This is a genomic window from Roseovarius ramblicola, from assembly GCF_042430665.1.
Classification (GTDB): domain Bacteria; phylum Pseudomonadota; class Alphaproteobacteria; order Rhodobacterales; family Rhodobacteraceae; genus Roseovarius; species Roseovarius ramblicola.
Genome location: NZ_JBHMEC010000030.1, coordinates 126492 through 152316, shown reverse-complemented (window position 1 = coordinate 152316; position 25825 = coordinate 126492). Strand labels below are relative to the sequence as shown.

General features: G+C 67.3%; 24 protein-coding genes. 19 read left to right on the top strand and 5 right to left on the bottom strand.

Features of this window, described 5'->3' with window-relative positions; translation table 11 throughout:
• The first annotated feature begins 13 nt into the window (after window positions 1-13).
• The 4 genes from ACFFU4_RS17540 to ACFFU4_RS17525 all read left to right on the top strand — a co-directional run bounded on the left by ACFFU4_RS17540 (window position 14) and on the right by ACFFU4_RS17525 (window position 3281).
• A complete protein-coding gene (locus tag ACFFU4_RS17540) occupies window positions 14-889 on the top strand; it encodes a F0F1 ATP synthase subunit gamma (protein ID WP_377071177.1) in 876 nt (291 codons plus the stop codon).
• Between the two features lie 19 nt (window positions 890-908).
• Window positions 909-2333, top strand: a complete 1425-nt coding sequence (gene atpD / locus ACFFU4_RS17535) for a F0F1 ATP synthase subunit beta (RefSeq protein WP_377071176.1) — start codon at window positions 909-911, stop codon at window positions 2331-2333.
• A gap of 51 nt (window positions 2334-2384) precedes the next feature.
• Window positions 2385-2810 (top strand): F0F1 ATP synthase subunit epsilon, encoded by a 426-nt coding sequence (locus ACFFU4_RS17530; RefSeq protein ID WP_377071175.1) that lies wholly within the window; start codon window positions 2385-2387, stop codon window positions 2808-2810.
• A gap of 117 nt (window positions 2811-2927) precedes the next feature.
• Window positions 2928-3281: an H-type lectin domain-containing protein gene (locus ACFFU4_RS17525; RefSeq protein ID WP_377071174.1), complete on the top strand. Its 354-nt coding sequence runs from the start codon at window positions 2928-2930 to the stop codon at window positions 3279-3281.
• A 10-nt stretch (window positions 3282-3291) separates the two neighbouring features.
• Here the strand turns inward: ACFFU4_RS17525 and ACFFU4_RS17520 are convergent, their stop codons facing one another.
• Together ACFFU4_RS17520 and rnr are read right to left on the bottom strand one after the other, a co-directional pair.
• Window positions 3292-4620, bottom strand: a complete 1329-nt coding sequence (locus ACFFU4_RS17520; protein ID WP_377071173.1) for a lytic murein transglycosylase — start codon at window positions 4618-4620, stop codon at window positions 3292-3294.
• Between the two features lie 97 nt (window positions 4621-4717).
• Window positions 4718-6973 carry a ribonuclease R gene (gene rnr / locus ACFFU4_RS17515; RefSeq protein WP_377071172.1) on the bottom strand — a complete coding sequence of 752 codons (2256 nt, stop codon included), beginning with the start codon at window positions 6971-6973 and terminating at the stop codon, window positions 4718-4720.
• Between the two features lie 158 nt (window positions 6974-7131).
• Between rnr and ACFFU4_RS17510 the strand changes: the two genes are divergently transcribed.
• The 13 genes from ACFFU4_RS17510 (at window position 7132) to ACFFU4_RS17450 (ending at window position 19997) form a co-directional block, all read left to right on the top strand.
• Entirely contained in the window at window positions 7132-7734 is a 603-nt protein-coding gene (locus tag ACFFU4_RS17510) for a helix-turn-helix domain-containing protein (RefSeq protein WP_377071171.1), read from the top strand.
• 13 nt (window positions 7735-7747) lie between these two features.
• Window positions 7748-8368 carry a LysE family translocator gene (locus ACFFU4_RS17505; RefSeq protein WP_377071170.1) on the top strand — a complete coding sequence of 207 codons (621 nt, stop codon included), beginning with the start codon at window positions 7748-7750 and terminating at the stop codon, window positions 8366-8368.
• Window positions 8368-8769 carry a GFA family protein gene (locus tag ACFFU4_RS17500; RefSeq protein WP_377071169.1) on the top strand — a complete coding sequence of 134 codons (402 nt, stop codon included), beginning with the start codon at window positions 8368-8370 and terminating at the stop codon, window positions 8767-8769. Before ACFFU4_RS17505 ends, ACFFU4_RS17500 begins: the two co-directional genes overlap by 1 nt.
• Window positions 8762-9133, top strand: a complete 372-nt coding sequence (locus ACFFU4_RS17495) for a GFA family protein (protein WP_377071168.1) — start codon at window positions 8762-8764, stop codon at window positions 9131-9133. The genes ACFFU4_RS17500 and ACFFU4_RS17495 overlap by 8 nt, the downstream gene beginning before the upstream one ends.
• A 12-nt stretch (window positions 9134-9145) precedes the next feature.
• Entirely contained in the window at window positions 9146-11596 is a 2451-nt protein-coding gene (locus ACFFU4_RS17490; RefSeq protein ID WP_377071167.1) for a GcvT family protein, read from the top strand.
• Window positions 11597-11598: 2 nt separating this feature from the next.
• A complete protein-coding gene (locus tag ACFFU4_RS17485; RefSeq protein WP_377071205.1) occupies window positions 11599-12663 on the top strand; it encodes a zinc-binding dehydrogenase in 1065 nt (354 codons plus the stop codon).
• Complete coding sequence (locus ACFFU4_RS17480) at window positions 12660-13556, top strand: homocysteine S-methyltransferase family protein (protein WP_377071166.1); 897 nt, start codon at window positions 12660-12662, stop codon at window positions 13554-13556. The genes ACFFU4_RS17485 and ACFFU4_RS17480 overlap by 4 nt, the downstream gene beginning before the upstream one ends.
• Before the next feature lie 57 nt (window positions 13557-13613).
• On the top strand, window positions 13614-16061 hold the full coding sequence (locus tag ACFFU4_RS17475) for a GcvT family protein (protein ID WP_377071165.1): 2448 nt from the start codon (window positions 13614-13616) through the stop codon (window positions 16059-16061).
• A gap of 166 nt (window positions 16062-16227) precedes the next feature.
• Window positions 16228-17055, top strand: coding sequence for a 2,3,4,5-tetrahydropyridine-2,6-dicarboxylate N-succinyltransferase (gene dapD, locus ACFFU4_RS17470; protein ID WP_377071164.1), 828 nt, complete (start codon window positions 16228-16230; stop codon window positions 17053-17055).
• Between the two features lie 80 nt (window positions 17056-17135).
• Complete coding sequence (locus tag ACFFU4_RS17465; RefSeq protein ID WP_377071163.1) at window positions 17136-18170, top strand: sodium:calcium antiporter; 1035 nt, start codon at window positions 17136-17138, stop codon at window positions 18168-18170.
• Window positions 18171-18232: 62 nt separating this feature from the next.
• The gene (locus ACFFU4_RS17460) at window positions 18233-18553 is read left to right on the top strand and encodes a DUF8846 family protein (RefSeq protein WP_377071162.1); all 321 of its coding nucleotides are present in this window, start codon (window positions 18233-18235) and stop codon (window positions 18551-18553) included.
• 96 nt (window positions 18554-18649) lie between these two features.
• Window positions 18650-19282, top strand: a complete 633-nt coding sequence (locus ACFFU4_RS17455) for an MT-A70 family methyltransferase (RefSeq protein WP_377071160.1) — start codon at window positions 18650-18652, stop codon at window positions 19280-19282.
• 1 nt (window position 19283) lies between these two features.
• The gene (locus tag ACFFU4_RS17450; protein WP_377071159.1) at window positions 19284-19997 is read left to right on the top strand and encodes a BglII/BstYI family type II restriction endonuclease; all 714 of its coding nucleotides are present in this window, start codon (window positions 19284-19286) and stop codon (window positions 19995-19997) included.
• Between the two features lie 39 nt (window positions 19998-20036).
• On the opposite strand, the gene ACFFU4_RS17445 is transcribed toward ACFFU4_RS17450, so the two are convergent.
• Entirely contained in the window at window positions 20037-20759 is a 723-nt protein-coding gene (locus ACFFU4_RS17445) for a GNAT family N-acetyltransferase (RefSeq protein WP_377071158.1), read from the bottom strand.
• An 8-nt stretch (window positions 20760-20767) separates the two neighbouring features.
• The gene (gene aspS, locus ACFFU4_RS17440) at window positions 20768-22549 is read right to left on the bottom strand and encodes an aspartate--tRNA ligase (RefSeq protein WP_377071157.1); all 1782 of its coding nucleotides are present in this window, start codon (window positions 22547-22549) and stop codon (window positions 20768-20770) included.
• Window positions 22550-22748: 199 nt separating this feature from the next.
• On the opposite strand from aspS, the gene ACFFU4_RS17435 reads away from it, so the two are divergent.
• On the top strand, window positions 22749-23981 hold the full coding sequence (locus ACFFU4_RS17435) for a class I SAM-dependent methyltransferase (RefSeq protein ID WP_377071155.1): 1233 nt from the start codon (window positions 22749-22751) through the stop codon (window positions 23979-23981).
• A 4-nt stretch (window positions 23982-23985) separates the two neighbouring features.
• Here the strand turns inward: ACFFU4_RS17435 and ACFFU4_RS17430 are convergent, their stop codons facing one another.
• On the bottom strand, window positions 23986-25110 hold the full coding sequence (locus ACFFU4_RS17430) for an aminodeoxychorismate synthase component I (RefSeq protein WP_377071154.1): 1125 nt from the start codon (window positions 25108-25110) through the stop codon (window positions 23986-23988).
• 166 nt (window positions 25111-25276) lie between these two features.
• Here ACFFU4_RS17430 and ACFFU4_RS17425 point away from each other — a divergent pair, with 166 nt between their 5' ends.
• Window positions 25277-25792, top strand: coding sequence for a hypothetical protein (locus ACFFU4_RS17425; protein ID WP_377071153.1), 516 nt, complete (start codon window positions 25277-25279; stop codon window positions 25790-25792).
• The last annotated feature ends 33 nt before the right edge of the window (window positions 25793-25825 follow it).

The window sequence follows — 25825 nt, the reverse complement described above, 5'->3', positions numbered from 1 at the left end:
GAGAGAGACGGCAATGGCCAATCTCAAGGACCTGAAAAACAGGATCGCGTCGGTCAAATCGACCCGCAAGATCACCAAGGCCATGCAGATGGTTGCCGCGGCGAAGCTTCGTCGCGCGCAAGAGGCGGCAGAGATGGCGCGGCCCTACACCGAGCGGTTCAACGCGGTGATGGCCAAGCTGGCCGCCTCGGTGGGCGACTCGGAAAATGCGCCGCGCCTGCTCAGGGGCACCGGTGAGGACAAGGTGCATCTGCTCTTGGTCCTGACCGCCGAGCGCGGGCTGTGCGGTGGGTTCAACGGTAACATCGCCAAGCTCGCCAAGGCCGAGGCCGCCGATCTTCTGGCGGCGGGCAAGACCGTCAAGATCATTACCGTCGGCAAGAAGGGCCGCGACGCGATGAAGCGCGACTTCGGTCAGTATTTCATCGACCATGTCGACATGACCGAGGTGAAGCGCGTGGGTTATGCCGATGCGCAGGCGGTCGCGGCCAACGTGCTCAAGCGCTTCGATGCGGACGAGTTCGACGTCGCCAAGATGTTCTACGCGCGGTTTCAGAACGTGGTCACGCAGATCCCGACAAAACAGCAGATCGTTCCCGTCGATGCAGGCGACACGGATGATGTCGATACCAGCACCTTCTACGATTTCGAACCCGACGAGAACGCGATCCTGACCGAGCTTCTGCCGCGCGCCGTCGCCACGCAGATCTTCAGCGCGCTCCTGGAGAACGGGGCCTCGGAACAGGGCGCGCGCATGTCGGCGATGGACAACGCCACCCGCAACGCCGGCGAGATGATCGACAAGCTGACGATCGAGTACAACCGCTCGCGTCAGGCCGTGATCACCAACGAGCTGATTGAAATCATTTCCGGCGCGGAAGCGCTGTAAGACAAACCGGAGACGAAACATGGCAAACGCAAAAGGCAAAGTGACGCAGGTCATCGGCGCCGTGGTGGACGTGCAGTTCGGCGATGATCTGCCTGCGATCCTCAACGCGCTGGAAACCGATAACCACGGCAAGAAGCTGGTTCTCGAAGTTGCGCAACACCTTGGCGAGAATACCGTGCGCACCATCGCGATGGACGCGACCGAGGGTCTCGTGCGCGGGCAGGAGGTGACGGACAGCGGTTCGCCGATCTCGGTGCCGGTGGGCAACGCCACGCTCGGGCGCATCATCAACGTCATCGGCGAGCCGGTGGACGAGCAGGGTCCGGTCAAGGCCGACGAGACCCGCGCCATCCACCAGCCCGCACCCGAATTCGACGAACAGTCGACTGAAAGCGTCGTGCTCGAGACCGGCATCAAGGTGGTCGATCTGCTCGCGCCCTACGCCAAGGGCGGCAAGATCGGCCTGTTCGGCGGCGCTGGCGTGGGCAAGACGGTTCTCATCATGGAACTGATCAACAACATCGCCAAGGTGCACTCGGGCTACTCGGTGTTCGCCGGTGTCGGCGAGCGGACCCGTGAGGGCAACGACCTCTACCACGAGATGATCGAATCCAACGTCATCAAGCCCGACAACCTTGAAGAAAGCCAGGTGGCTCTGGTCTACGGCCAGATGAACGAGCCGCCGGGCGCCCGCGCCCGCGTCGCCCTCACCGGCCTGACGCTGGCCGAGCAGTTCCGCGACCAGTCGGGCACCGACGTTCTGTTCTTCGTCGATAACATCTTCCGCTTCACGCAGGCAGGTTCCGAGGTGTCGGCACTACTTGGCCGCATCCCGTCGGCGGTGGGCTACCAGCCGACGCTGGCCACCGACATGGGCGCGATGCAGGAGCGCATCACCTCGACCAAGCAGGGCTCGATCACGTCCATTCAGGCCGTCTACGTGCCTGCGGACGACCTCACCGACCCGGCCCCGGCGACGACCTTCGCCCACCTCGACGCCACCACGGTGCTGTCGCGTGCGATTTCCGAGCTCGGCATCTACCCCGCCGTGGACCCGCTCGATTCCAACTCGCGCCTGATGGACCCGCAGATCGTCGGCGAGGAACATTATCAGGTCGCGCGCGACGTGCAGGGCATCCTGCAACGCTACAAGGCGCTTCAGGACATCATCGCCATCCTCGGCATGGATGAACTCAGCGAAGAGGACAAGCTGACCGTGGCCCGCGCCCGCAAGATCCAGCGCTTCCTGTCGCAGCCCTTCGACGTGGCCAAGGTGTTCACCGGCTCCGACGGCATCCAGGTGCCGCTCGAAGAGACGATCAAATCGTTCAAGGCCGTGGTCGCGGGCGAATACGACCACCTGCCCGAGGGGGCCTTTTACATGGTGGGCGGTATCGACGACGTGGTTGCCAAAGCCGAGAAGATGGCCGCAGCCGCAGCCTGAGCGCCGCGCGGCGGGCCACCGGCCCGCCACCACCCATAGGAGGAGGCCGATATGGCTGAGACAGTGCAATTCGATCTCGTGAGCCCCGAGCGGCTTCTCGCCTCGGTCGAGGCGCGCGAGGTGCTGATCCCCGGTGCCGAGGGCGATATGACGGCCCTGCCCGATCACGCACCGCTCATCACCACGCTGCGCCCCGGCATCGTGCGGGTCTCGAGCGCCGAGGGCGACAAGGAATACGTCGTCACCGGCGGCTTCGCCGAAATCAACGGCCAGAGCATCTCGGTCCTCGCCGAGCGCGCCCTGCCGCGTGAGGACATGACGCAGGAGCACTTCAAGTCGATGGTGGACGAAGCGACCGAGCGCCTCAATCGCGTGCAAGAGGAAAGCGCCGACGAACATGGTCTCATCGACGATGCCACCAAGCTGCTGCACGACATGGTGGCCGTGGGCGATCACATCGGCATGTCGCCCAACTGAGATCATCCCGACGGAAGACGGACAGGGCAGGGCCGCGTCCCGCGCGGCCCTTTTCTTTTGCCGTTCTCAGTCGGCCCGGGTACGGTTACGCTCCCGGACCAGACCGACGGAGGGCGCATGCAGGTCTTGTTGAGAGAGGCGATCGGGATCGCGCAGGGGGACGTCGCGCTATTCTCGGATTACGCCGATGGCGGCGACATGTGGACAGCAAAGGGTGCCCGCGAGCGGCGCAAGCGGGTGACCTTCGACCCGCCCTTCCGCGCCGCCCCGATGGTGCATGTGGCGCTGTCGCTGTGGGATACCGACTGCAAGACCAACGCCCGCATGGAGGTGCGCGCCGAGAACATCGCCACCGACGGGTTCGATATCGTCTTTCGCACATGGGGGGACAGCCGCGTCGCCCGCATCCGCGCGGGCTGGATCGCCATCGGTGCCGCGCATCACGAGGATGACTGGCGCGATCTCGAGTGAGCGCTGGCGTTCAGGAGCGCCGCAATAGGCTTAGAAGCTGCTGTGACGGCAGGCCGTCAGCCTCGGCCCCGACCGACCGCTGGAAGGCGCGGATCGCGTCTACCGTGTTGGGCCCGACGATCCCGTCGATCTTTTCCACCGCAAAGCCCTTGCGCCTGAGGCGGCGCTGCATCTCCTTGCGCTCGTCAAAGCTCAGCGGATCGTAACCGCGCGGCCAGCTTGCCTCGATGGGCGGGCCGCCCGCGATCCGGTCTGCCAGATGCCCGACGCCCAGTGCATAGGCATCGGCGTTGTTGTAGCGCTTGATGACGTCGAAATTGGCGAACACCATGAACGAGGCCCCCTCCGGCCCCGCCGGCTGCAGGATGCGCGCCGAGCCGTGGTCGCGCACCGGGCGCCCGTCGGTCCCTACGACGCCGCGTGCAGCCCAGTCCGAGGGCATCCGGCTGGCACCGCCAAAGGACGCACCGCGCGGCACCCGCACCTCGACCCCCCAGGGCATCCCCTTGCGCCAGCCGAACCGCTTGAGATAGGCGGCGGTAGAGGCGAGCGCATCGGTGGGATTGTCCGACCACACGTCGCGCCGCCCGTCGCCCGTGAAATCAACGGCATAGGCCAGATAAGAGGTCGGGATGAACTGCGTGTGTCCCATCGCGCCTGCCCACGAGCCCTTCATGGCGCGCGGGTTCACGTCACCCGATTGCAGGATCTGCAACGCTGCCATCAACTGCTTCTCGAAGAACGCCCCGCGCCGCCCGTCATAGGCCAGCGTCGCCAGCGACTGCACCAGCGGCAGATCGCCCAGCCGCGTGCCAAAGGTGCTCTCCATGCCCCAGACCGCGGTAACGATCTCCTTTTCCACGCCGTAATGGGCCTCGATCCGGTTGAGCGTCCGGCGATGGCGGCGCAGCGCCGCCTGCCCGTCCTCGACCCGCTTGGGCGACACCGCCGCGTCAAGATAGTCCCATATCTCGCGCTTGAACTCGGATTGGTTGCGGTCCTTGGCCACCACCTCAGGATCGTAGCGCACGCCGCGAAACGCACTTTCGAGCACGTCGCGCCGGATCCCCGCCGCCGCCGCGCGCGACCGGAAGCCCACGATCCAGCGGTCAAAACCGGCATTGCCGCTCGCCTCCGTGACGCGGGCATCCCCGACCGCCTCGGGGCGCGCGCGCGGGCGCAGGCTGCGAACCGGCACCTCTACCGAAACCACCGCCACCGCGTTCACCGTGCCCGATCCGGGGCGCGATTGCGGGCGCAGAGACTCTGTCACCGATGCCGCAAGTGGCTCCCCCAACAAGAGCGCCACGCCCGTCATCACCACCAGTCCCGCCCGCATCGCCTGCCTCCGTCTGCCCGGATTATCGGTTGATGATAACGCGATTGTTTTCCGCTTGAAAGCGATCCCGGCATGGTCGCGCGGGGCTCCGCCGATCTCAGCCGCGCTTGCGCGCCGCCTTGCGCTTGAGCTTGGCCGCCTTGCGCCGTGCGGTGCCGATCTTGCGGCGCGGCGGCTTGCCGCGCGACGTGGCCGACCCCTTGGGCACCTTCGCCCCCTCGATGTCGATCAGATCAAAAGCCAGCCCGCCCGAGACCGGGGCCGCCTCGGCCAGCCGCACCGTCACGCGCTGCCCCAGCGCGATGATGCGCCCGGTATCGGCCCCCATCAGGGTGCCGCGCTCGCGGTCGAAATGGAAGTACTCGGCCCCCAGCGCGCGCATCGGCACGAGACCGTCCGCCCCCGTCTCGTCCAGTTTCACGAACACGCCGAACCGGGCGATGCCGCTGATCTTGCCGGTGAATTCCTCACCAAGACGCTCCGACAGGAAGGCGGCGAGGTAGCGGTCATTGGTGTCGCGCTCAGCCACCATCGAGCGGCGCTCGGTGTCCGAGATATGCTGCGCGGTGGTGTCGAGCCGCTCGATCTCGACCGGCGACAGCCCGTCCTCGCCCCAGCCGTGCGCCGTGATGAGCGCGCGGTGCACGATCAGGTCGGCATAGCGCCGGATCGGCGAGGTAAAATGCGCATAGGCCCGCAGCGACAGCCCGAAATGCCCGAAATTCTGCGGCGCGTAATAGGCTTGCGTCATGGCGCGCAGGGTGGACATGTTAATGATTTCAGAGTGATCGGTATCGCGCGCGGATTTGAGCAGCGCGTTGAGATGCGCCGTGCGCAGCACCTGCCCTTTGGCCAGCACCAGCCCCGCCGCCTCGGCAACCTCGCGCAGCGTGTCGAGCTTTTCCGGCGGCGGCTCCTCGTGGACGCGAAAGAGCAGCGGGCTCTTGCGGGCGTTCAGCTCTTCGGCGGCGGCGACGTTGGCCAGAACCATACATTCCTCGATCAGCCGGTGCGCCTCGAACCGCTCGGCGAAACGCACCGAGGTCACGCGGCCCTCGTCGCTCAGTTCAACCTTGCGCTCGGGCAGGTCGAGATCGAGCGGCTGCCGCCGGTGGCGCGCCTCGGCCAGCGCGGCGTGGGCGGCATAGAGCGGGCGGATCACGTCCTCCAGCAACGGCCCGGCCTTGTCATCGGGCGCGCCATCCATCGCCGCCTGCACCTGATCATAGGTGAGCGATGCCGCAGAGCGCATCAGCCCCCGCACGAAGCGGTGGCCGAGCTTCTCGCCGTTGGCGTCGATCTGCATCCGCACGGCAATGCAGGGGCGCGGTACACCCTCGTGCAGAGAGCAGAGGTCAGCGGAGAGGCGGTCGGGCAGCATGGGCACCACGCGATCCGGGAAGTAACTGGAATTACCGCGTTTTTTCGCCTCGGTATCAAGCGCCGATCCGGGGCGGACGTAATGGGCGACATCGGCGATGGCGACCCAGATGACGTGACCGCCCGGGTTTTCCGGGTCGTCATCGGCATGGGCAAGGACCGCGTCGTCATGGTCGCGCGCGTCGGACGGGTCGATGGTGATGAGGGCAAGGTCGCGCAGGTCGGTGCGCGCCTTGAGACCGGCGGGCTTCATCGCGTCGGCCTCGGCGATCACCTCGTCGGGAAACTCGTCCGGGATGCCGTGCTGATGGATGGCGATGAGCGACACGGCCTTGGGAGCCGAAGGGTCGCCCAGCCGGTCGAGTACGCGCGCGCGGGGCAGACCCATGCGCCCTGCGGGCCCCGCCTGCTCGGCCTCGACAAGCTCGCCATCCTGTGCGCCGCCGGTGGCGTCGCGGGAAACAAGCCATTCCCTGCCCTCGCCCTTGTCGATCGGCACGATCCGCCCGCCCTCTTCGTTTTTGCGGAAAATTCCCAATACCTTCCGGGGGTTGGCGCCGATGCGGCGGACCAGGCGGGCCTCGTAGTGATGCGTCTCGCCGCGCACCTCCTGCAATTTCGCAAGGATACGATCGCCTTCGCCCAGCGCCGGATCGGCGGCGCGGGGCAGCACCATCACCACCGGCTCCACCCCTTCGCCATGCCATTCCAGAGGCCGCGCCAGAAGCTCGCCATCGGGCGTCAACGCATTGATCTGCAACACCGTTACCGGCGGCAGGCGCTCGGGGTCGCGGTAGGTTTTCTTGCGTTTCTCAAGATGTCCCTCGGCCTCGAGCTCGCGCAGGACGCGCTTGAGGTCGATCCGCGCAGCCCCCTTGATGCCAAAGGCCTTGGCGATATCGCGCTTGGAGGTGAGGGTCGGGTTGTCGGAGATCCATTGCAGGATTTCCGCCTTGGAGGGCAGTTGGCTCATGGCCTGCACGTAGCACGGCACGCCGGGCGCGTCATCCGCGAAAAGCGGCTGTAGCCGTGTCGATATCGTGTCGGTATTCCGTCGGTATCGCGTCGGTCCCGGCCACGCCATATGAAAAAATCCTTGGAATTTTCATTTTCCGCGCGCAGGATCGGATCATGAAGAATCTGCGAAGGGACAGACCGCCGATGCTGCAACAGGACCCGAGCGAATCCCGCACGCTGGGCGCCGATCTGCGCGCCCTGCGCAAGGCACGGGGGCTGACGCTGGCGGCTGTCGCGGCGCGGCTGGGACGGTCGGTCGGCTGGCTCAGTCAGGTCGAGCGCGACCTGTCGGAGCCGTCGATCAGCGACCTGCGGCAGGTGGCCGAGGTGCTGGGCGTGCCGATGTCGCTGCTCTTCGGGCACGCGAGCGCGCCCGCGCAGGAGCAGGGCTATGTCGTGCGCGCGGGCGCGCGGCGGCCGATGGGCTCGGGCGAGGAAGGGCTGATCGAGGAATTGCTGTCGCCCGACCTGACCGACGATTTCGAGGTGATCCACTCGACCTTCAAGCCCCACTCGCGGATGCAGCGCCCGGCACAGCGGCCCACGCAGGAGGTCGGCTATGTCCTGTCGGGGCAGCTCGACCTGAGCATCGGCGGGCGCTGCTTTACGCTCGGCCCCGGCGACAGCTTTCGCTTTCGCGGCGAGACCTATTCCTGGGCCAACCCCTATGACACCCCCTGTGTGGCGATCTGGGTGATCGCCCCGCCGGTCTATTGAGCGGGAGGCGGGGATGAACGTCGAGGGATGGACCGTCTTTGCGCTCTTCTGGGTGGTGTTCGTCACCACGCCGGGACCCAATCATGTCAACTGCATCACCAACGGGATGACCGTGGGCTTTCGTCGCGGCCTATGGGGCGTGGCGGCGATCCTGGTGCAGGCGGTGCTGTTCCTGACGCTCTCGGCGGCGGGGATTACCGCGCTTATCACCGCCTCGCCGGTGGCGTTCGAGGCCGCGAAACTGCTGGGGGCCGCGGTGCTCATCTGGCTGGGGGTGCGCGGCTGGATGCGGGCGCGGCGGCCCATCGGGGGGGCCACGCAAACCGGCGGGTCGGTCTTCTGGCGGGCCTTCGTGGTGGCCACGATCAACCCCAAGAGCGTGGCGGGCTACCTCGCCGCGTTTTCACAATTCGTGCAACCGGGTGTGCCGATCTGGGAGCAGATGTGGGTGATCTTTCCCACCGCCCTCAGCATCACGGCGCTGAGCTACACCGGTTTCACCGCGCTTGGCGCGGGGCTGGGGCGGGCGGCATTGGGCGCGGTATTCAATGTCTGGCTGCGGCGCGCGATGGCCGCCGCCTTCGTGATCTATGGCGTGGCATTGGGCAGCGCCGCAACACCGGGGAGGGTGTGATGCATCAGGGATCGTGTCTTTGTGGCGCGGTGGCCTTTGTGATCAGCGGGCCAATGCGGTCTATCACCGCCTGTCACTGCCACCAATGCCGCAAGCAATCCGGGCACCTATGGGCGGCCACCTCGGTGGCAGAGGACGATCTGACCTTCGAGCACGATGAGGGCCTGACCTGGTATCGTGCCAGCGCCACGGCTGAACGCGGATTTTGCGACATATGCGGCTCTACCCTGTTCTGGAAGCCGGAGGGCGAAGCGCGTATCGCCATTACCGCCGCGTCGATTGACGAGCCTACGGGGCTGACGCTGGAGAGGCATGTATTTGTCGCAGATAAAGGCGACTATTACGTGATCAACGACGGATTGCCCCAATTCCCCGGCTCCAGAGGAGGTTCAAATGCTTGAGGGTAGCTGTTTGTGTGGCGACATCTCATTCAAGGTCAATGCCAGGCCCGAGGGTGTCAGCGTGTGTCATTGCCGCCAGTGCCGCAGGCAGTCCGGCCATCTCTGGGCGTCGGCCTACGTGGCAAGGTCGGATTTGAGTATTTCGGGAACGGTGAAATGGTACGAGGCGAGCGAGACGGCCAAGCGCGGTTTCTGCCCGCGCTGCGGATCGTCGCTGTTCTGGGCGGCGCACGCGGAGGACACGATGAGCTTTGCGCTCGGCGCGCTGGAGGAGCCGACCGGGCTGCGGCTGGAGAAGCATATCTTTGTCGCCGACAAGGGCGACTATTACGACATCGCGGACGGCGTGCCGCAGAAGGACTGAGGGAGGGGAGACATGGCTGACATACCAGGCACCGCGCGGGCGGTGATCATCGGCGGCGGCGCGGTCGGGGCCTCGTGCCTCTATCATCTGGCCCGCGCGGGCTGGACGGACTCTGTGCTGCTGGAGCGCAACGAGCTGACCGCGGGCAGCACCTGGCACGCGGCGGGCAATGTGCCGACCTTCTCGACAAGCTGGTCGGTGATGAACATGCAGCGCTATTCGACCGAGCTTTACGCGCGGCTGGGGAGCGAGGTCGATTATCCGATGAACTATCATCAGACCGGCTCGATCCGTCTGGCGCATAGCCGCGAGCGGATGCAGGAATTCGAGCGCGCCAAGGGGATGGGCCGGCATCAGGGGATGGATCTGGAAATCCTCGGGGTGGACGAGATCAAGGCGCGCTATCCGTTCATCGAGACGCATGATCTGAAGGGCGCGCTCTATGATCCGAACGACGGCGATATCGACCCCGCGCAGTTGACGCAGGCGCTGGCAAAAGGCGCGCGCGAGATGGGGGCGAAAGTGATCCGCTTTTGCCCCGCGACTGGCGTGCGGCGTGAGAACGGCGAATGGATTGTCGAGACCGAGAAGGGCGAGATCCGCTGCGAGATCGTGGTGAACGCCGCGGGCTATTATGCGCAGCGTGTCGGCGAATGGTTCAAGCCCTATGGCGGGCGGACCGTGCCGATGATGGTGATGAGCCATCAATACCTTCTGTCCGAGGAAATCCCCGAGATCGAGGCGTGGTCGAAGGAGCAGGGCCGCAAGCTGCCGCTGTTGCGTGACGTCGATGTCTCCTACTACCTGCGGCAGGAAAAGCACGGTTTTAACCTCGGGCCTTACGAGCCACGCTGTCGCGCCCATTGGGCCGACCCGAGCGATCCAATGCCCGACGATTTCAGCTTTCAGCTCTGGCAGGAGGATATCGACCGGATCGAGGAGATCGTGACCGACGCGATGGCGCGGGTGCCGCTCTTGGGCACCTCGGGGATCAGCAAGATCATCAACGGGCCGATCCCCTATGCGCCGGACGGGATGCCGCTGCTTGGCCCCATGCCGGGGGTGCCCAATGCGTTCGAGGCCTGTGTGTTCACCTTTGGCATCGCGCAGGGCGGTGGCGCGGGCAAGGTGCTGGCCGAATGGGTGACGGAAGGCGCGCCCGAGTGGGACATGTGGTCGTGCGACCCGCGCCGCTACACCGATTACACCGATCACGAGTATTGCGTGGCGAAGGGGATGGAAGTCTATGGCCACGAATACGCCATGCATTTCCCCTGGCACCGCTGGTCGGCTGCACCCGACCGCAAGCTCAGCCCCGTGCATGACCGGATCAAGGAAATGGGCGGCCAGATGGGCGACTATAACGGCTGGGAGCGCGCCAACTGGTTTGCGCAACCGGGCGACGACACGTCTGAAGAGGCCACGCAGACCTGGGACCGCGCGGGGCCGTGGGAGCCGCGCATCCGGCAAGAATGCGAGGCGGTGAGAGACCATTGCGGCGTGCTCGACCTGCCCGGTTTCTCACGGTTCAAGGTGCAGGGGCCGGGGGCCGATGACTGGCTTCGCGGGCTGGTCACGGGCGCCTTGCCCAAGGTGGGGCGCGTGGGGCTCGTGTATTTCACCGACGACCGGGGGCGCATCGTCACCGAGATGTCGGTGACGCGCGAGGCCGAGGACCTGTTCGTGCTGGTCACCGCCGCGTCTGCGCAATGGCATGACCGCGAATGGCTGGAGCGGCACATGCCCAAGGGGGCCGGTTTCACGCTGGAGGACTGGACCGACCGGATGTCGACCCTGATCGTCACCGGACCGAAATCGCGGGACGTGCTCAGCCCCCTCACCAACGCCGACCTGTCCCTGCCCTGGCTCAGCTTTCAGGAAGCGGAGGTGGCGGGGCGATGGGCCGCGCTGCTGCGGGTCTCGTTCGCCGGCGAACTCGGCTGGGAAATCCATGCGGAAAACGCCGATATCCCGGCGATCTACGAGGCGGTCGTCGACGCGGGAGCAAAACCCTTTGGCATGTGGGCGCTGAACTCCTTGCGCATCGAGAAGGGGTATCGCGCGTGGAAGGGCGATCTGTCCACCGATTACTCGATGCTTGAGGGCGGGCTGGAGCGGTTCGTCAAGCTCGACAAGCCGCAGGACTTCCCGGGCAAGGCGGCGCTGCTGGCCGAGAAGCAGCGGGGCGTGGCCAAGCGCTTTGCGCCGCTGATCGTCGAGGCGGGGGCGGCGGATGCGCCTTACATGTCCTCGATCTGGCACGGAGGCGAGATCGTGGGTGAGACCACCTCCGGGGCCTGGGGGTACCGGGTCAGTGCCTCGGTGGCGCTCGCCATGCTGCGCGCGGATCTGGCGGTTCCGGGCACAAAGCTGGAGGTTGAAATCTACGGCGAGCGGTGCCCGGCGGAGGTGCAGCCCGACGCGCCGCTCTGGGACCCGGAGAACGAAAGGCTGCGCGCGTGACCCTGCCCGCCACCATGCGCGGCGTCACCCTCACCCGCCATGGCGGACCCGAGGTGCTGGAATGGCGCGAGGATATCCCGGTGCCGCGCCCCGGTGCGGGCGAGGTGCTGGTCCGTGTGCGGGCGGCGGGGGTCAACAACACCGATATCAACACCCGCGAGGGCTGGTATGCGGCGGAGGTGACCGGGGCGACGGGCGAGACGGCTGACGGCGTCGAGGCCGGGGGCTGGTCGGGGGCGCTGCGCTTTCCGCTCATTCAGGGCGGCGACATTTGCGGCGAGGTGGTGGCGCGGGGCGCGGGCGTCACCACCCCGGCGCTCGGTGCGCGCGTGACCTGCCCGATCAACATCCCCCGGCCCACGGTGGAGAACCCTGTGGGGTTCGTCGCGCTCGGCTCGGAGATCGACGGGGCCTTTGCCGAATACTGCCTGATGCGGGCGGATGACCTTTGCGATGTGACCGACGCGCCGCTCTCGGATATCGAGATCGCCGCCGTGCCCTGCGGTTTCGGCACCGCGATGGGGCTTTTGGATCGCGCCGGGGTCACGGCGGGGCAGGAGGTGCTGATCACCGGGGCCTCGGGGAATGTCGGCCTCGCGGCGGTGCAGCTTGCCGCGCGGATGGGTGCGCGGGTGACGGGAACCGCCGCCCCTGCCAAGGCCGCGACCGTGACGGATGACGGCGCGGCAGAGGTGATCGCCCGCGACGCCCCCCTGCCCCAAGATCGCTATCACGCGGTGATCGACCTCGTGGGCGGGCCGGGCTTTGCCGCGCAGATCGACGCGCTGCGCCCCGGCGGGCATTACGCCGTGGCGGGGGCCATCGCCGGGCCGATGATTCATGCCGACCTGCGCCGCATCTACCTGCGCGACATCACCATTCACGGCTGCACGTATCAGCCGCCGCGCGTCTTTGCCCGGCTGATGGAGATGGTGCGCGCCGGAGAGGTACGACCACGGATCAGCGCCACCTACCCCCTGCGCGACATCGCCCGCGCGCAGGCGGAGTTCCAGGCCAAGAGCCACACCGGCAAGCTGGTCCTCTTGCCCCCGGAGGCCGACTCATGACAGACATCACCCTCCTCGACGGCTCCATCGGGCAGGAGCTGGTCAAACGCTCCGGCGACCGGGCGACGCCGCTCTGGTCGACGCAGGTGATGATGGATCACCCGCAGATCGTGCGCGACGTGCATGACGCCTATTTCGCCGCCGGGGCCACGGTGGCCACCACCAACACCTATGCCACCCTGCGCGACCGGCTGGTGCGGGTCGCGCTGGACGATCAGGTGGGCCGCCTCGCCGATACCGCGGTCACCGCCGCGCTTGCCGCGCGCGACGCGCACGGGTCGGGCCGGGTGGCGGGGGCCGTGGGGCCATTGGTGCAATCCTATCGGCCGGACCTCTGCCCGCCCAGCGATGAGGCTGCAAGCATCTATGCCGAACCGGTGGCGGCCCTCGCAGGCCGCGTCGACCTGCTGCTGTTCGAGACCATGTGTTCGGTCGATCAGGCGCGCGGCGCGTGTCTGGCCGCGCAGGCGGCGGGCGTGCCGCTCTGGCTCGCGGTTTCGGTGATGGACGAGGACGGCACGCGGCTGCGCTCGGGCGAGCCGCTCTCGGCGCTCGCGCCGCTTCTGGCCGAGATGCCGCCCGCCGCGATCCTGCTCAACTGCTCGCCGCCCGAGGCGATCACGCAGGGGCTGCCGCATATCGCCGGGTTCGGCCTGCCCTTCGGCGCCTATGCCAACGGCTTTCCCGAGATCAGCGAGGGGTTTCTGGGCAGCGCCCCCACCGTCGATGCGCTCGAACAGCGCACCGACCTCGGCCCCGCCGCCTATGCCGGGACCGTGATGGGCTGGATCGACGCAGGGGCCACCATCGTCGGCGGCTGCTGCGAGATCGGCCCCGATCACATCGCGGAACTGGCGCGGCGCATCCGGGCGGCGGGGTACGGGATTGCCTGAGCCCCGGTTTCTTCCTGGTAAAAATACTCAATGCGCAACGCTGACAGGAGGCACAACATGACCGATCTTCCCAATCAGGCCCGCGTGGTCATCATCGGCGGCGGCGTGGTGGGCTGCTCTGTCGCCTGGCACCTGACGAAACTGGGCTGGACCGACGTGGTGCTGCTGGAGCGCAAGGCGCTGACCTCGGGCACGACGTGGCACGCCGCCGGATTGATCGGGCAGTTGCGCGCCAGCGCCAACATGACCCGGCTCGCGCGCTATTCGGCGGAGCTTTATGCCGGGCTGGAGGCCGAGACCGGCATCGCCACGGGGCTCAGACAGGTGGGCTCGATCTCGGCGGCGCTGACGGCGGAGCGGCTGGAGGAGCTCAAGCGCAGCGCGGCGATGGCGCGCGCCTTCGGCGTACCGGTGGAGGAGTTGTCGCCGTCCGAGATCAAGGACCGCTATCCGCATCTCAACATCGAGGGGGTGACGGGGGGCGTCTGGCTGCCCACCGACGGGCAGGCGGATCCGGCAAACATTGCGCTGGCATTGGCCAAGGGCGCGCGCAGCCGGGGCGCGCGGGTGGCCGAGCGGGTGAAGGTGACGGGGATCGCGCGGACGGGCCGCCGCGTGACCGGTGTGGACTGGCGCGGTGAGGATGGTGCCGAGGGCCATATCGCCTGCGAGCATGTAGTGAATTGCGCGGGCATGTGGGGGCATGAGGTGGGGCGCATGGCGGGCACCAACGTGCCGCTGCATGCGTGCGAGCATTTCTATATCGTGTCCGAGCCGATCGCAGGGCTTTCGCAGCTTCCGGTTCTGCGGGTGCCGGATGAATGCGCCTATTACAAGGAGGATGCGGGCAAGATGATGCTCGGGGCGTTTGAGCCCGATGCCAAGCCGTGGGGGATGGCGGGCATTCCCGAGAGTTTCGAATTCGACCAGTTGCCGGAGGATTTCGACCATTTCGAGCCCATTCTGGAATCGGCGGTGAGCCGGATGCCGATGCTGGCCGAGGCGGGGATTCACACGTTCTTTAACGGTCCCGAAAGCTTTACCCCCGATGATGCCTATCATCTGGGGCTGGCACCCGAGATGGACAATGTCTGGGTGGCGGCGGGGTTCAACTCCATCGGGATCCAGTCGGCGGGCGGCGCGGGGCATGCGCTGTCGCAATGGATGGAGGATGGCGAGAAGCCCTTTGACCTGGGCGATGTGGATGTCTCCAGGATGCAGCCGTTTCAGGGCAACCGGCAATACCTCTATGAGCGATCGAAAGAGACGCTTGGCCTGCTCTATGCCGATCACTACCCTTACCGGCAGAAGGCTACCGCGCGGGGCGTGCGGCGTTCGCCGTTTCACGCGCAATTGCTGGCGCGCGGCGCGGTGATGGGCGAGGCGGCGGGCTGGGAGCGCGCCAATTGGTATGCGCGCGACGGGCAAGAGCGCGAGTATCGCTATGGCTGGGGCCGGCAGAACTGGTTCGACAATGCCGCCGAAGAACACCGCGCGATCCGGCAGGGCGTGGGCCTTTACGACATGTCGAGCTTCGGCAAGCTGCGGGTCGAGGGGCCGGAGGCGGAGGCGTTTCTCAACCATGTCTGCGGGGCGGATATGGCCGTGCCGGTGGGGCGGATCGTCTATACGCAGTTTCTGAATGCGCGCGGCGGCATCGAGGCGGATGTGACCGTGACGCGGCTTTCGGAGACCGCCTGGCTGGTGGTCACGCCCGCCGCCACGCGGCTGGCGGATGAGACCTGGCTGCGGCGGCATCTGGGGGGCCGGATGGTGGTGATCACGGATGTGACGGCTGCCGAGGGCGTTCTGGCGGTGATGGGGCCGAAGGCACGCGACCTGATGCGCGCGGTGTCGCCCGATGACCTGTCGAACGACGCCCATCCCTTCGGATGGGCGCGGCAGATCGAGATCGGCATGGGGCTGGCGCGGGCGCATCGCGTGTCTTACGTGGGCGAGCTTGGCTGGGAGATTTACGTGAGTGCGGACATGGCGGGCCATGTCTTCGAGGTACTGACCGAGGCGGGCAGCGATCACGGGGTTAAACTCTGCGGGCTGCACGCGATGGACAGTTGCCGCATCGAAAAGGCGTTTCGCCATTTCGGCCATGACATCACCTGCGAGGATCACGTTCTGGAAGCGGGGCTCGGCTTTGCCGTCAAGACCGCCAAGCCCGCGTTCATCGGGCGCGACGCGGTGCTGCGGAAGAAGGAGACGGGGCTGGAGCGGCGGATGCTGCAATTCCGGCTGACCGACCCGGAGCCGATGCTCTACCACAACGAGCCGGTGCTGCGCGATGGCGAGATCGTGGGGTATCTGAGTTCGGGGGCGTATGGCCATCATCTCGGCGGGGCCATCGGCATGGGATACGTGCCGTGCGAGGGTGAGAGCGCCGAACAGGTGCTGGCCTCGTCCTACGAGATCGACGTGGCGGGCAGCCGGGTGCGGGCCGAGGCGAGCCTGCGGCCGATGTACGACCCGAAATCCGAGCGGATGCGCGGCTGAGGCCGCCACGCCCCTGAGCGAGCGCCCCGTCATGCCCGCGCAGGCGGGCATGACGGGGCGCGGCGGGGCCCGGGTCGCTTGCGCCCCGCATCGCGTCGCATTGATCCGGCCCGGACTTGCCCCTATAGGCGAAGACAACGCGAACACTGACCCCGGGGGAACGCAGATGTCCAACGCCCAACTGGAAACCGCCATCGAAGCCGCCTGGGAGGCGCGCGACACCATCACGCCCAAGACCGGCGGCGAGACGCGCGAGGCCATCGAGGCGACGCTCGACGCGCTCGATTCGGGCCGCCTGCGGGTGGCCGAGCGGCAGGAGAACGGCGACTGGCGCGTCAACCAATGGGCCAAGAAGGCGGTGCTTCTGGGCTTTCGCTTGCACGACATGGAAATCCATCCGGGCGGCGCGCAGGGCGGCGGCTGGTGGGACAAGGTCGACAACAAGTTCAAGGGATGGGGCGACAATCAGTGGCGCGCCGCCGGTTTCCGCGCGGTTCCGAACTGCGTGGTGCGCAAATCCGCCTATATCGCGCCCGGCGTGGTGCTGATGCCCTCCTTTGTCAATCTCGGGGCCTATGTGGACGAAGGTACTATGGTGGACACTTGGGCGACGGTGGGAAGCTGCGCGCAGATCGGCAAAGGCGTGCACCTGTCGGGCGGCGTCGGCATCGGCGGTGTGCTGGAGCCGATGCAGGCGGGGCCGACGATCATCGAGGACAACTGTTTCATCGGGGCGCGCTCCGAGGTGGTCGAGGGCTGTATCGTGCGCGAGGGCTCGGTCCTCGGCATGGGCGTGTTCATCGGCAAGTCCACCAAGATCGTGGACCGCGAGAGCGGCGAGGTGTTCATCGGCGAGGTGCCGCCCTATTCGGTGGTGGTCTCGGGGTCGATTCCGTCGAAGGGCGGCGTCAACCTCTACTGCGCGGTGATCGTGAAGCGGGTGGACGCGCAGACCCGGTCCAAGACCGCGATCAACGAGCTGTTGCGCGACTGAGGTGACACCACGGCGCCCTGTCACAGGTCCGAGGCCATGAGCGCGGAGGGTGATCCTGCGCTGCGCGCCGGGGCACGCAGATGATCCCGGCGCTGTCGTTCCCGCTGCTGATGGCGCTGTTTGCCGGGGCCGCCGGGGTGGTCATCGTCTGCTCGTTGCGGGCGACCGGGCTGGCCGACGTGATCGCCGACCGGACCCGGCTGGGCGAGGCGATCATCGGCGCCACGCTGCTCGGCGCGGCCACGTCGCTGTCGGGCACGGTGGTATCGGTCACCGCGGCAAGCGCGGGAGATGCGAGCTTTGCCATCTCCAACGCCATCGGCGGCATCGCGGCACAGACCCTGTTCCTCGCCATCGCCGATGTGCTCTACCGGCGCAGCAACCTCGAACACGCGGTGGCCGAACCGGCCAACCTGTTCCAGTGCGTGGTGCTGATCGGCCTCCTGAGCCTGCCGCTGGCGGCGATGGCCGGGCCGGAGGTGGCGGTGGCCGGGCTTCACCCGGTCTCGGTCGTGCTGTTCCTGGTCTACGCGACCTCGGTGCGGGTGGGCGCGCGCATCCGTGAGACGCCGATGTGGCGGCCGACGCAAACCAGCCAAACGCGCCAAGACGTGCCCGAGGACGCGGCCGAACGCCACCGTCCGGTGACCGGCCCGCTGCTGGTCTTTGGCGGGCTCGTCTGCCTGATGGGGGCCGGGGGATGGGTGATCAGCCAGGTCGGGACAGAGCTTATCGCGCGCTACCAGCTCGGCTCCAGCCTCGTGGGGGCGCTGATCACGGCGGTCGTCACCTCGATGCCCGAGCTTGTCACCACGCTGGCGGCGATCCGGCGCGGCGCATTGCAACTGGCCGTGGGCGGAATCATCGGCGGCAACACCTTCGACGTACTGTTTCTTGTGCTGTCGGACATCGCCTATCGCGACGGCTCGATCTATCACGCGATGCAGGCGGCGGACGTGTTCTGGATCGCGGTCGGCCTGCTGATGACCTCGGTCCTGCTGGCGGGGCTGATCCTGCGGCAGAAACACGGGCCGGCGCGGATCGGGATCGAGAGCGTCCTGCTCTTCGCGATCTATATCGGGGCGGTTACGGTGCAGGTGATCGCGCAGGGCTGAGACCGGGCGACAAGGGCCCGGCACGGCTTGACATGCGGCGGGCACCGGCGCATGTCGCGCGGATGAGCAGGGACACGGCACAACAGGTCTATACCCTCGTCGTCGAGGTCGGGCGCAAGGCGGGCGACGGGCTGCCGGGCGACGCCACCGGCGCGGCGCTGATGGTCTACGCCTCGGGCGTGGACGAGGCCGAGGCGGTGCGCGAGGCGGTGGCGATTCTCAAGCAGGCGGGGATGGCGCCGCTCGACGTGACCGGCCACGGCACATGCGAGGAGCGCGAGGCCGACGGCTTTGATATCGGCGACGACGAGCGCGCGCTCATGGCCCGCGCCCGCGACGAGAACGCGGTGATCGTGGCGCAGGTGACGCCGTTTCACGACTGAGACGGTTTGCCGGGCTTGTCTTGACGGTCTGTTAAGGGCTATGTTCTAGTCTTGTTCACCATGACAGTACGGGGGGAGTCCATCAAGATGTCGGCTATGGAGCATCCCGCCACACAAGACCTGCGCCGTTTCCTGGGGCAAGACCGGTTCGGCTGTGTCATGGCCGACCCGCCGTGGCGATTCACCAACCGCACCGGCAAGGTCGCGCCGGAGCACAAGCGCCTGTCGCGCTATCCCACGATGACGCTGGGCGAGATTTGCGCGCTGCCGGTGGCCGAGTATCTGACCGATGCGGCGCATTGCTACCTGTGGGTGCCCAACGCGCTCCTGCCCGAGGGGCTGGAGGTGCTGCGCGCATGGGGGTTCGACTACAAGTCCAACATCGTCTGGCACAAGATCCGCAAGGACGGCGGCAGCGACGGGCGCGGCGTGGGCTTCTATTTCCGCAACGTGACGGAATTGCTGCTGTTCGGCACGCGCGGCAAGAACGCCCGCACCCTGCCCCCCGGACGGCGGCAGGTGAACATGATGCAGACCCGCAAGCGCGAGCATTCGCGCAAGCCGGATGAGCAATACGAGTTGATCGAGGGCTGTTCCTGGGGCCCGTATCTGGAGCTGTTCGGACGCGGCGTGCGTGACGGCTGGACCGTCTGGGGCAATCAGGCGGATGCCGATTACAAGCCTGGGTGGAAGACGTATCCGTATAATTCGGGCGTTGCGGCGGAATAGCATGGCCCGGCGCGTCGAAGATGCGGTGTTCGACGAGGCCGCGCAGGTCCGGGCGCAGATCGGCGGACAGCTTGCATCACGATACTCGGTCACAAGCTACCGCAGCGCGGCGGCGGTGCTGGCGCAGCGTTCGCCCGAGGAACTGGCGGCGATCCTGCGCGTTCTCGAACGCTTCACCATCAGCCGGACCGAAATCCGCTCTCCCGGAGGAAACCGGATGTCGGCGACGGCCCGGTTTGCCGAACTGGCCGCGGCGGAGGGATTTCACCAGGAAGTGCGGATCGAGGCCGACCTGCTGGTGCGGCTGCGCGAGGGCAAGGGCGACAAGGCCCCGGAAATCGACCGCATCCTGCGCGCGGATTACATCCACAATCACCTCGTGGATTTCTGGCGCGGGCGTGTCGCCTTTGACTACGAATGGAACAGCAAGGACCAGACCTACGACCGCGATCTTTACGCCTTTCGCAGTTTCTTCGAGGCGGGCGTGATCGACGTGGGCGTGATCGTGACGCGCGAGTTGTCTCAGGAGTTCTTTCAGTCGCTGGGCTATTGCCTCGACCGCGAGGGGCGAGAGACGTCAAACACCGTTGCTGCGAAATTCGGGGCCAGTACCACCGGCACGCACAAGCTCATCAGCCGGATCGCCGCCGGGCGGAGCGGCGGCTGTCCGGTGCTGGTGTTCGGGATCCTGCCGGGCAATATCTCGCCCGATTGACGACACGCGCGGCAACTTGAGCGGCGTTGCCCGGGGCTGTCAGCCCTCGTGCTGTGCCGGATCCGACGTCACGCGGACGAGGCGGGTGAGCGTGCCGAGGCGCTCTTGCTGCTGTCCGGCGGCGTCGAAATTCGCAGGGTCGAGCCAGAAGCCGAACGCCTCTTTCAGCGCGGGCCAGTCCGCGTCGATCGCCGCGAACCATGCGGTGTCGCGGTTGCGGCCCTTGACCACGGTGGCCTGCCGGAACGTGCCCTCGTAGCTCAGCCCCAAGCGCTGCGCCGCGCGGCGCGAGGCCATGTTGAGCGCGTCGCATTTCCACTCGAACCGGCGATAGCCCGCGTCAAAGGCCCAATCCATCATGAGGTAAATCGCCTCGGTCGCGGCGCGGGTGCGCTGCAACGCCGGGGCGAGGGTGATATGACCCACCTCGATGCTGCCCGCCTCCGGCTTGATCCGCAGATAGCTGGCGACACCACCGACCCGGCCCGTATCCAGATCGGTGATCGCGTAGAACAGCGGGTCGTCCCACGCCGCCGCCTCGCGCGCCCAGCGGTGGTATTGCGAGGCCGAGGAGAACGGGCCGTAGGGCATGTAATCCCAGAGCGCGTTATCGTCGCTCATCGCGCGGTGCAGATCGACCGCGTGTCGGTCCGCGTCGAGCCGGTCGAGCCGCGCGTAGCGCCCGGTCAGCGGCGTGCCATCGGGTGCGGGCGGTGGCCGCCAATCCGACAGTTGAGGACCGAGGGGGCGGCTGTCCGACATGGCGGGCGTCACTCCTGCGGGATGACCCTGAGCCCGAGTTCCATGAGCTGATCCGGGGTCGGCTCGGAGGGGGCGTTCATCATCAGATCCTCGGCGCGCTGGGTCATCGGGAACATGATGACCTCGCGGATGTTGGAGGTGCCCGCGAGCAGCATCACCATGCGGTCGATCCCCGCCGCACAGCCGCCGTGGGGGGGCGCACCGTACTGGAACGCGTTAACCATGCCGCCGAAGCGGTTGCGCACCTCCGATTCGTCGTAGCCGGCGAGTGCGAACGCCTTGAACATGATCTCGGGGCGGTGGTTGCGGATCGCGCCGGAGACGATCTCGTAGCCGTTGCAGGCGAGGTCGTACTGGTAGCCGAGCACATCGAGCGGATCGCCGTCGAGCGCGTCGTGCCCGCCCTGCGGCATGGAAAACGGGTTGTGGCTGAAATCGACCTTGCCGGTCTCTTCATCCGCCTCGTACATCGGGAAATCGACGATCCAGGCAAAGGCGAAGCGGTCCTGCTCGGTGAGTTTCAACTCCTCGCCGATCACGTCGCGCGCCTTGGCGGCCACCCGCTCGAACGCCTGCGGTTTGCCACCGAGGAAGAAGGCGGCGTCGCCCACGCCCAAGCCAAGCTGCTGGCGGATCGCCTCGGTCCGCTCGGGGCCGATGTTCTTGGCGAGGGGGCCTGCGGCCTCAATGCCGTCGCCCTGATCGCGCCAGAAGATGTACCCCATCCCCGGCAGCCCCTCTTTCTGGGCGAAGGCGTTCATGCGGTCGCAGAACTTGCGGCTGCCGCCGGTGGGGGCGGGGATGGCGCGGATTTGCGTGCCCTCCTGCTCCAGCAATTTCGCGAAGATGGCGAAGCCGGAGCCACGGAAATGTTCGGACACGTCCTGCATCTCGATCGGGTTGCGCAGGTCGGGCTTGTCAGAGCCGTATTTGAGCATCGCCTCGGCGAAGGGGATTTGCGGCCATGTCTCGGGCGCGTCTACCCGCGCGCCCTCGCCGAATTCCTCGAACACGCCCGCGATCACCGGGGCGACGGCGTCGAACACGTCCTGCTGCTCGACAAAGGACATCTCCATGTCGAGCTGGTAGAAATCGGTGGGCGAGCGGTCGGCGCGGGGATCCTCGTCGCGGAAGCAGGGCGCGATCTGGAAATACTTGTCGAAGCCCGACACCATGATGAGCTGCTTGAACTGCTGCGGTGCCTGCGGCAGCGCGTAGAATCGGCCCGGGTGCAGGCGCGAGGGCACGAGGAAATCGCGCGCGCCCTCGGGGCTCGACGCGGTGATGATCGGCGTCTGGAACTCGCGGAAACTCCGCTCCCACATGCGCCGCCGGATCGACGCCACCACATCCGAGCGCAGCACCATGTTGCGCTGCATCGCCTCGCGGCGCAGATCGAGATAGCGGTAGCGCAGGCGCGTCTCCTCGGGGTATTCCTGATCGCCGAACACCTGTAGCGGCAGATCGCCCGCGGCGCCTAGCACCTCCATGTCGCGGATATAGACCTCGATCCCGCCGGTGGGGATTTTCGGGTTCACGAGGCTCGCGTCGCGGGCCTTGACGGTGCCGTCGATGCGGATGCAGCTTTCGGCGCGCAGCCCCTCGGCGGCATCGAAAACCGGGCTGTCGGGGTCGCACAGCACCTGCGTCACGCCATAGTGATCGCGCAGGTCGATGAACAGCACGCCGCCGTGATCGCGGATACGGTGAACCCACCCGGCGAGGCGGACGCCCTCTCCGACATGGGATTGTCTCAGATCGGCGCAGGTATGGCTGCGATATGCGTGCATTTTCACTCTCCGGGGCCGGGATCGGCGGTGGTGGCGTTCGTCATCGGGTTCGCGCCGATACACATGGGGCGCGCGGCAAAGTCAAGGCCGGGGGCGGGACCAATCCTTTACAGACGGCTTGAATCCAATAGAATACCGACGCTGCGGGTCGGCATCCCGAATGCGCGATGCCGGAACGGCGCGGGATTGGAGGTGTGCGATGTGGAGCAAGGCCCTCGATCATCTGTTGACCCATCTTTTCCGCCACGGGCGGCTGCGCGTGACCTATCCCGACGGCACGACGCGCGCCTATGGCCCCGGCGACGGCCCGCAGAGCGCGGTGGTGCTGCACGATCCCTCGCTGCCGCGGCGGATCGTGCTGTCGCCCGACATGGGGGTGGGCGAGGGCTACATGGATGGCACGCTCACCATCGGGGACGACGATATCGAGGGCTTTCTGCGCCTCGCCATCGCCAACATCGCGGCGCAGGGGCAGCCGTGGTTCCGCCGTCCGCTGGAGGCGCTGCGCCGTCTCAGGCGGCGGCTGGATCAGTTCAACCCGGTGGCGCGGTCGCGGGCCAACGTGGCGCATCACTATGACCTGTCGGGTGAGCTTTACGACCTGTTCCTCGACGAGGACCGCAATTACTCCTGCGCCTATTTCGCGCGGCCCGACATGACGCTGGAAGAGGCACAGGCGGCCAAGAAACAGCATATCGCCCGCAAGCTGCTGATCGAGCCGGGGATGCGGGTGCTTGATGTCGGCTGTGGCTGGGGTGCCATGGGGATCACGCTGGCGCGCGATTTCGGGGCCAGGGTGACGGGGGTGACGCTGTCGAGCGAACAGCACGAGATCGCCAATGCCCGCGCCGCACGGGCGGGGCTGTCGGACAGGGTGCGGTTCGAGTTGATGGATTACCGCGATGTGCAGGGACAGTTCGACCGGATCGTGTCGATCGGCATGTTCGAGCATGTCGGCGTGCCGCATTACGACGCGTATTTCGGGACGGTGGCGCGGCTGCTGAAACCCGAGGGGATCGCGCTCATCCATTTCATCGGGCGCGCGGAGCCGCCGGGGGCGACGAGCCCGTGGATCCTGAAATACATCTTTCCCGGCGGCTATTGCCCGGCCATGTCCGAGGCGGTGGGCGCGGTGGAGCGACAGGACCTCGTGACCACCGACGTGGAGGTGTGGCGGCTGCATTATGCCGAGACGCTGAAGGAATGGCGGCGGCGGTTCGAGGCCAATATCGACCGCGTGCGCGCGCTCTATGACGAGCGGTTCTGCCGGATGTGGCGCTATTACCTGATTGCCAGCGAGTTGACCTTCCGGCTCAACAATCAGGTGGTGTTCCAGTTCCAGATGGCGCGCAGTCAGGATGCGGTACCGCTGACGCGAGACTATCTCTATCGCGAGGACGCTGACGCGGAGGGGCGCGGCGCGGCGGCGTGAGGTATCAGACCGGGGCCGGGGCGAGCGCGCGGGCAAAGCGCGCCTTCCACAGCGCCTCTTCGTATTCGCCGTGCGCCGTGCTGTCGTAAACGACGCCCCCCCCCACACCGAGCCGGGCGCGCCCCGCCTCGACCATCAGCGTGCGGATGGCGACGTTGAACTCGGCCCGCCCGTCGGGCGCGGCCCAGCCGATGGTGCCGCAATAGATCTCGCGCGGGGCCGGTTCGAGCCCGGCGAGGATTTCCATCGCGCGGATCTTGGGCGCGCCGGTGATCGAACCGCAGGGAAAGAGCGCGCGCAGGATGTCCGAGAGCGTCACGCCGGGGGCGAGATCGGCGGCGATGCGCGAGGTCATCTGGTGCACGGTCTCGTAGGTCTCGACCGAGAAGAGCGCCGGCACCCGGACCGAGCCCGGCACGCTCACCCGGCTGATATCGTTGCGCAAGAGGTCCACGATCATCAGGTTCTCGGCGCGGTTCTTCTCGTCTGTTTGCAGGAAGATGCGGCGGCGCGCGTCCTCGACCGGGTCATCGCTGCGCGGCTGGGTGCCCTTCATGGGGCGCGTCTCGATGGTGCCGTCGGCATCGGTGCGGAAGAACAGTTCCGGCGAGCGCGACAGGATCGCGGGCAGGCCGGCGGCCTCGATCAGGGCCCCGAAGCGCACCGGCTGCACCGCCGCGAGAGCGGCATAGAGCGCCTGCGGCGTGCCGGACGCGTCAAGGCCGAGCGGGAAGGTGAGATTGGCCTGGTAGATATCGCCCGCACCGATCAGCCCGTGGACCGTCTCGAAGGCGCTTGCGTAGCGCCGCGCGTCCCATTCGGGGCAGACGGGGCCGAGCCGCACCGGGGCGGGATCGGGCGGGGCGGCACCCCGCGGGGCGGCATAGGCCCCGAACTGCAACAGCGGCAGGCGGCGGCGCGCGGGCATGAGCGGCGCGAGCCGCGGCTCAAGCGCGTAACCAAGCTCGTAGCTGGCAAACCCGGCGAGCCAGGCACCATCGGCGCGCGCGGCATCCATCGCGGCGAGCGCGGCGGGCACCTCGTCCGGGGTGCGCGCCACGATCAGCAGGTCGGCCTGCGCAAAGGCGCAAGCCCCGTCCATGGGCCCGTGATCGAAACGAATCTGCAAACTGCACCCTCTTGCGCTGCTGGCCCGAACCTAGGGCCTGGCACGGCGAATGACACCCACAAAAGCGCCGCCTCGCCGCGCGTTTGCGCAAGGTCCCGCGCGCTTGACAGGCCGGGGGCGGCGGGCGAGCGTTGGACCAAGGGAATTTTCAGGAAAGGCATTGGCGATGATCCGGGGCATTGCGGGGGCCTGCGCGCTGTGCCTGTGCGCGGCGATGGCACAGGCGGGGCCCGTCTCGATCGGCTTCGAGGGTCCGGGCGAGGGCGCGGCACCGGGGGAGATGGCCGAGGACGGATACCGCATCGTCACCCGCGACGCGGTGATCTCGGGCCCCGGCAAGTCCGGCGACGGCAGCGACGGGCCGAACGAGATCGAGGGCACGATGGGCGGGCGCGGGGCCATCGCGATCCTGCGCGGCGTGCCGTTCACCTTCGTCTCGCTCGACTGGCAGTCCGAGGGCGGCGCACCGGAGGTGGTGGCCGAGGGCTATCTCGGGCCCGATCTCGTGGCGCGCGAGCGGTTTGCCGCGCGCGGGGAGAGGTTTGTCACCTTTGCCGCCGGGGCGCTGAAAGGGCGGGTTATCGACCGGCTGATCCTCTATCCTCAACGCGACCGGCGGGGCATGGGCGCGCTCGACCGGGTGATCCTCGACGACGCGCCGGGCCACGCCCCCGCGTCGTGACGCGCGGGCGGGCGATGCCCCTTGCACACGGGC